Source organism: Cryobacterium sp. TMT1-19 (assembly GCF_004403055.1).
GTDB lineage: Bacteria > Actinomycetota > Actinomycetes > Actinomycetales > Microbacteriaceae > Cryobacterium > Cryobacterium sandaracinum.
The window spans coordinates 26,562-32,937 of sequence record NZ_SOHB01000040.1 but is presented as its reverse complement, the minus strand read 5'-3'; the positions used below and the strand labels follow the sequence as shown (position 1 = coordinate 32,937).

Genomic DNA, 6,376 nt, shown 5'->3' with positions numbered 1-6,376 from the left:
GGCACCGGCGGCGGCCTGCTCGGCGTCGAGCCGCGCGATCCGGGCATCCACCTCGGCGGCGGCCGCCCGGAGTCCCGCGGTGTAGCCGGCGGCGTGCCCCCGGGCCCGGGAGGCGTCGCCGCCTGCGTCCCGCTCGCCCTGCAGGCTGGGGAAGGTCACGGCGGAGAAGTTCGACCGGGCGGTCGCTGCGTCAAACAACATAGTCGTCCTCCTCGGCACGCTGCACGGTGATGCTCCCCTGCGCCTCGAGGTCGCGGATGGCCCGCACGATCGTGGCGCGCGCTTCCTCGACCTGCGACACCCGCACGGGCGCCATGGCTTTGACCTCGTCGTCGAGGATCTCCCGGTTGCGCTCGGACAGGTTGGTGCGAATGATCGAGACCACAGAGTCCGCGGAGCCCTTCATGGCGATGGCGAGGATGCCCGCGTCGATGCCGCGGAGCACCTGCTGTACGTCTCGGTTTTCGAGCTTGACGATGTCGGCGAAGGTCAGCATCCGTGACCGGACCTCTTCGGCCAGGGCCGGATCGCGCGCATCGAGGGCTTCGAGAAGGGCGCGTTCGGTGGCCACATCGGCCCGGTTGATGATCTCGACGAGCGGCTGGATGCCGCCGACGATCTCCACCGAGTCGCGGGAGGAGGCGACGGCGCCGACCCGGGCCTTGAGGGTCTCGGTGACCACGCGCACGGCCTCGGGGGTGGCCGTGCCCATGCCGGCGATACACTGCGCCACCTCCGCGCGCAGGTCGGCGTCGAGGCCGCCGAGCACGGCGGAGGCGTGACCGGGGCGCAGGTGCGCGAGCACGAGCGCGATGGTCTGGGGCAGTTCGCCGTCAAGCAGGGTGAGGATCTGCAGCGGCTCGGCGGCGTCGAGAAACTCGAAGGCCTTGCCGGCCATCGACGAGGCCACCTTGACCATGACGCCGGCCGCTCGTTCCGCGCCGAAGGATGCCTCAAGCAGGCCGATCGCGTAGGCGTGACCGCCGCGCCGGGTGTGGGCACCCTTGACCGTGAGTTCGTGGAACTCCAGAACGGTGGTTTCGGTCACCTCCGGGTCGACCCGGCGCAACTGCACCATCTCCGCGGCGATATCGGCCGCCTCGGCCTCGGTGAACTGCTTCATCACTTCGGTGGCGCGCTGGTGCTCCATACTCATCAGCACCACGGCGACCTTCTGCGTGCCGGTCAGGGCCGGCTGGGCGTCGATCATGCGGGCTGCCGGTCATCCATCAGGCCGCGGAGGTATTCCGCGGTCTTCGCGGGGTCACGCTGAGCGAGTGCGTCGATCTCCACCCGCATCCGGTCGGAGGCCGGCGGCAGGTAGGCCACGGTCGGGGTGGGGTCGATCATGATCGGCGCGATCGGGGCGCTCAGCGGGAACGGCACCTCCGGCACGGACAGCGCGGGCCGGACCTCCATCATTTCGTCAAGCTCGATGGACTCGCGGCTCTGGCGGCGCGAACGACGCGCGTAGAGGATGAGCCCCAGCACGAAAGTGATGACAATCCCCGCGGTGATGATGGCGATGCGCATGATCTCTGCGAACCGGTCGGCGGCGGCCGCCGCTTCGGTCGCCGCGAGGGCCGCGGCGGCATCCTCTGCCGCGCCGCCGTTGAAGCTGACTACCTCGACGGTGACCGCGTCGCCGCGCTGCACGTCGATGCCGGCGGCCGAGGCCACCAGCGAGGTGACGTCGGCGACGTTGAGCTGACCCACGACGTCGGCGTTCACGGCCACCGAGACCGTCTGCCGGTTGATCTCCCCGGCCGGGATGGTGCGGGTCTCGGTCACCTTGTTGACCGCGTTGTTCTTGGTGGTGTCCTCGGAGGTGAAGGTTCCATCGCCCTCGGTGCCCGCCGGGACGGCGATGTTGTCCGGGCCGAGGACGCCGGCCGCGGAGCCGCCGGAGCCCGTGTACGACTCGGTTTTGACGGCCTCGTTGAGGGCCGGGGCATCCGTCGGGGTGGTGAACGATTCCTCAACCCGCTGTGCCGACTGGTAGCTCATGTCGGCGGCCACGACGACGGTGGCGTTGCCGGGCCCGACGACCTTGTCCAGCATGGCCTGCACGGCCCCCCGCACGCGGTCCTCGTAGGCGCCGGCCTGCTGGTCGGCGGATCCGGTCGCTCCCACGCCGACCGCCGAGAGCACGACACCCTTGGAGTCGATGACGGCCACGTCGGTGGGTGCCATTCCGGCGATGGAGGCCGAGGTGAGGTGCACGATGGACTGCACCTGGTCGGCGTTCAGGGTGCTGCCGGTGGCCGTCTCCACGAAGACGGATGCCGTGGGGTCGTTCTGCTCCGACGCGAACACGGTCTCTTCGGGGATCGCCAGGCGCACTGAGGCGTTCTTGACGCCCTTCATGGCCTTGACGGTGTTGGCGAGTTCGCCCTCGAGCGCCCGCTTGTAGGTGACCGACTGCTGGAACTCGCTGGAAGTGACACCCATGGTGTCGAGCAGCCCGTAGCCGCCCGTGCTGGAGGACGGCAGGCCGGCTGCGGCGGCCTTGAGGCGCTCGTCGTAGACGTTCTGCTGCGGCACCAGGATCGTCGCGCCACCGTCGCTGAGCTCGTAGGCGACGCCGTCGGTGCGAAGCTGCTCGACGATGGTATTCGCGTCGGAACCGCTCAGCCCGGAGAACAGGGGCGTGAAGGCCGGCTTGGTGGCCCACATGCTCAGGGCGGCGATGCCCAGGGCAAGCACGGCGACGCCGATGATGGCGACCGTGCGCTGGGCGACGGAGAAGGACCGGATGCTCTGGCCGAGGCGTGCGAAGGCCGACGTGATCGGGCGGGGCATCAGGCCTGCATCCTCATGATCTCGTTGAACGCGTCGACACCCTTATTGCGCACGGCGGCCACGAGTTCGAGGGTGACCTGGGCGCGGGTCGAGGCCAGGGCGGCCGAGTGGATGTCGGTCAGGTTTCCGGTTACGGCCTGCACCGTGAGGGTGTTGGAGGTGGCCTGCAGCTGCTGCAGATTGTCGACGGCGCCGACCAGGGCGCTGCCGAAGGCCGAACCGTCGGTGCCCTGGCTCCCTGTGGTTCCCTGCACACCCTGCATGCCCTGCATGCCCTGCACGCCGGAGAGGTATCCCGTGCCGGTCACGGACTGGATCGGGTTGATCGAACCGATGGTCATCAGGAGCGTCCAATCTGGAGTGCGGCTTCGTAGGTCGTCTTGGCACGGTCGACGACGGCGGCGTTGGCCTGGTAGCCGCGCTGCGCCATGATCAGCGCGCCCATCTGCTCGGCCATGTCGACGTCCGGGCGGCGCACGTAGCCGGCCTCGTCGGCGAGTGGGTTGCTCGGGTCGAAGGTCAGGATTCCCTCGGCGTCGCCGAGTGCCGTCCCGGCCGCATAGGCGCCGGTGGTGCCCTGGCCGGCCTGGGCGACGATGTAGCGCGCCTGGAAGGCGTCACCGTCGGTGGCGGTGACCGTGTTGGCGTTGGCGATGTTGTCCGCGACGGCGTCGAGCCATTTGCGGTGCAGGGTGAGGCCGCTGCCGGCAATCCCAATGGCGTCGAGGGTCATCAGCTGGTTCGCATCGCGGAGCGCATGGCCGTGAACGGTCCGTTGACGGCCTGCGCCGCGAACTGGTACCGCAGCACGGTGTCGATGTTGGAGAGGGTCTCGGTGTCGAGGTTGACGTTGTTGCCGTCGAGGCGGGTGGGCTCGAGGGAACTGGCGGTGGTGGCGACAGTGCTGCCGCTGCCGGCCTGCACAGACTGCGCCAGGGCATCCTCGAACGCCACACGCTTGGCGTGGTAGTTCGGCGTGTTCACGTTCGCGATGTTGTTCGCGATGGTGCGCTGGCGCAGGGCCAGCCCGTCCAGCGCGCTGGAGAGCGCCGTCATGGTCACGGATTCAAACACGGATACCCGATTCGTCGGCAAAACGAGGGCGGCCGATCCGTGGCCTGTGGTCGAGCAATCCCTGCTCGCTCCTAGCTATCGGCCGGTGGCCGAGGCGCGTAAGGAGTTGTCGCGGAACTTCTTTCCTCACGTTTTCGAGCGAAACCCCGCAACTGTCGTCGAAACGGACAACTGTTGCCCGCGCACGGGCAACAAATGTCCGAGCGGGCAACAGTTGGCCCGCATCGGCGGTAGCCGGCAACGGGCGCGAGGTGGGCGGGCAGTCAGCCGGCTATGTCGAGGTAGACGGCCTGGTCGGTGTGCTGGGCCGAGATGATGGTGCGCACGGCGGCGAGGTGCACGCCGGCGGAGCGCCGGGCATCCTCGATCTCGCTGATCAGTTCGAGCTGGCCGGAGAGCAGGCGCCGGGCGCGCGTCTCGAGGTCGGCGGGCAGCTGGCCCAGGTGTTCGGGCGCACGCCACTGCACGCCGGTAGAGAAGCGCTCCCCCGGGCCGGCCAGCACGGCGTCGCGGGCGCCCGAGCCGAGGCTCGACTCGAGCTGGTCGAGCACATCCAGCCATTCCTGGCGCTCGTTCGCAGATTCGTGGGTGTCGAGCAGAACCCTAGGCAAGACCGTACTCCCCACCGGCACGCGCCGCGCTCTGGGCCGGCAGCAGCTCGGCCGCTTCGTGCCAGGTCTGCCGCAGCGGCTCGAGCAGGGCGATGGCCTCCCGGGTGCGGGCGACATCCCGATGGATGTTGGCGCTCATCAACGCGTTGGACACGTAGGTGTACAGGGCGAACAGACCCTCGCCGCCCTCCCAGGCCTCCACGTTGAGCGAGGTCGACAGTTCGGAGACGATCGCCTGGGCGTGCAGGAGGTGCTCCGAGGCGACGGCCCAGTCCTCGATGTTCTGGGCGATCTCGGCGCGGCCGAGGTCGAGCAGCAACCGGTCGTAGAGCATCGTCAGCAGGCGCACCGGCGTGGCCGAGAGCACCGCTTCGCGGTTCAACTGTGCGCGCCGGGCCTGTGCCCCACCCATCATGCTCATAACAGCCATCATCATCCTGTGCTCGAGGTCGGGAGTCCGGCAACCTGGGCACTCAGCCACGAGGACTGTGCTTTCAGGGCGCTGAGCTGGGTTTCCAGTGCGGTGTAGGTGCTCTGCAGGGTCGCCCGGCGGGTGGCCAGGCTGCGGTCCCAGTCGGCGATGCGGTCGCCGAGGTTCTTAACCGTGGACTGCTGACCGGTGATCTTCGCGGTGATCTGCCCGTCGTATTTGTCCGACGCCGATGACGCCGCTGCCGCGACGCGGGTCGCGATCTCTTGCACTGCTGCTTTGACGGTCACCGGGTCCTTGGCGAGGGCCGCGGCGAACTTGGCCGCGTCGAACTCCATCGTTCCGGACTTCGTGATGCTGATGCCGTATTCCGAGGGCGAGTGACCGTTGATCGGTGCCGAGGCGGCCGTGAGGATGCGCTGCTTCACGTCGCGCACGGTGCTGTCGCTGGTGAAGATGCCGGCCGACAACACGGCTGCCCCCGACGCGTTGGTGCTGTTGACGACCGCGGACTTGGTGGAGATCAGCGCGAAGACGCCATTGAGGGAGCTGACCAGGCCCGAGGCCAGGGAGCCGATCTGGGCGTCGTCACGAGCGACCTTGATGGTGACCGGGTCGACGGATGCCGCGGAAACGGTGATCGCGACGCCGGGCAGCAGGTTGGCGAACGTGTTGGTGGCCGAGGTGATCGTCTGGGCAGCGGCGCTGCCGGCCCACAGGGTGACGCTGGCATTCTGGGCGGTCCGGATGATGGCGGCACCCGCGGCGGCCAGCAGGTCGGGCGCGGTGTTCGCCGTGACCTCGGCGGCGGTGCCCTGATGGACCGTGAAGGCCTTGGCCGCACCGGAGTCATTCCCGGTGAGCTGGAGCCGGTACTGGGCGACGCCGCCGGCATCCACTCCGGACGCGACCTTCGTGGCGGTGACCCCGGTGCCGGCGGCGTTGATCGCCGTGGCGACGGCGTCGAGAGAGGTCGAGCTGGCGGAAATCTCGGTGGTGACACCGCCGGAGACGATGGTCAGCACGGCCGGGTCGGCGGGCCAGGCGGTCATGGCCGCTGAGACGCCGACCTGGCTGCGAGCGAGTGCCCCGACGACGACGTCGAGTTGCCCGGCGCTGGCGTTGGCCGAGACCGCCGTTGTGACGGTGGGAGAGGTACTGGTGGCCGAGTAGAGATCGAGTGCGGCCGGCTTCGCGGCCTTGCCGGCCAGATCGGCCAGGCCGGCGATCTGGGTGTTGAGGCCCTGCAGCGCCGAGATCAGGTTCTGCGACGAGGAGACCTTGGCCTTCAGCAGCGTCTGCGGAACGGCTTCGACCTGCATCAGGGAGTTGATCAGGGAGGTGGTGTCGAGCCCGGAGACGAGTCCGTCGATGGCGTTCGTCATGTCTTCCCCTTCTTACGTTTCTGCGATCAAGCTGGATGGTGCGGGTGTAAACGTGAATGGCTGGTGGCGGCCGA

At 68.8% G+C, this 6,376-nt stretch carries 9 protein-coding genes; all 9 read right to left on the bottom strand.

The window, feature by feature from the left end; translation table 11 throughout:
* Window positions 1-201, bottom strand: a 201-nt coding sequence (locus E3T40_RS16360) for a hypothetical protein (protein WP_198411982.1), incomplete at its 3' end; no start/stop codon positions are given.
* A complete protein-coding gene (fliG, locus tag E3T40_RS11005; RefSeq protein ID WP_104171313.1) occupies window positions 191-1,210 on the bottom strand; it encodes a flagellar motor switch protein FliG in 1,020 nt (339 codons plus the stop codon). The genes E3T40_RS16360 and fliG, both read right to left, overlap by 11 nt.
* Window positions 1,207-2,802, bottom strand: a complete 1,596-nt coding sequence (fliF, locus tag E3T40_RS11000; RefSeq protein WP_104171314.1) for a flagellar basal-body MS-ring/collar protein FliF — start codon at window positions 2,800-2,802, stop codon at window positions 1,207-1,209. Before fliF ends, fliG begins: the two co-directional genes overlap by 4 nt.
* Window positions 2,802-3,065, bottom strand: a complete 264-nt coding sequence (fliE, locus tag E3T40_RS10995) for a flagellar hook-basal body complex protein FliE (protein ID WP_104171349.1) — start codon at window positions 3,063-3,065, stop codon at window positions 2,802-2,804. The genes fliF and fliE overlap by 1 nt, the downstream gene beginning before the upstream one ends.
* A gap of 77 nt (window positions 3,066-3,142) precedes the next feature.
* The gene (locus tag E3T40_RS10990) at window positions 3,143-3,535 is read right to left on the bottom strand and encodes a flagellar basal body rod protein FlgC (RefSeq protein WP_104099363.1); all 393 of its coding nucleotides are present in this window, start codon (window positions 3,533-3,535) and stop codon (window positions 3,143-3,145) included.
* A complete protein-coding gene (locus tag E3T40_RS10985; protein WP_104099364.1) occupies window positions 3,535-3,876 on the bottom strand; it encodes a flagellar basal body protein in 342 nt (113 codons plus the stop codon). Before E3T40_RS10985 ends, E3T40_RS10990 begins: the two co-directional genes overlap by 1 nt.
* Before the next feature lie 263 nt (window positions 3,877-4,139).
* Window positions 4,140-4,487, bottom strand: coding sequence for a hypothetical protein (locus E3T40_RS10980; protein WP_134543495.1), 348 nt, complete (start codon window positions 4,485-4,487; stop codon window positions 4,140-4,142).
* Entirely contained in the window at window positions 4,480-4,908 is a 429-nt protein-coding gene (gene fliS / locus E3T40_RS10975) for a flagellar export chaperone FliS (protein WP_104171316.1), read from the bottom strand. The genes E3T40_RS10980 and fliS overlap by 8 nt, the downstream gene beginning before the upstream one ends.
* Before the next feature lie 11 nt (window positions 4,909-4,919).
* Window positions 4,920-6,302 carry a flagellar filament capping protein FliD gene (fliD, locus tag E3T40_RS10970; RefSeq protein ID WP_104171317.1) on the bottom strand — a complete coding sequence of 461 codons (1,383 nt, stop codon included), beginning with the start codon at window positions 6,300-6,302 and terminating at the stop codon, window positions 4,920-4,922.
* Window positions 6,303-6,376: the final 74 nt, after the last annotated feature.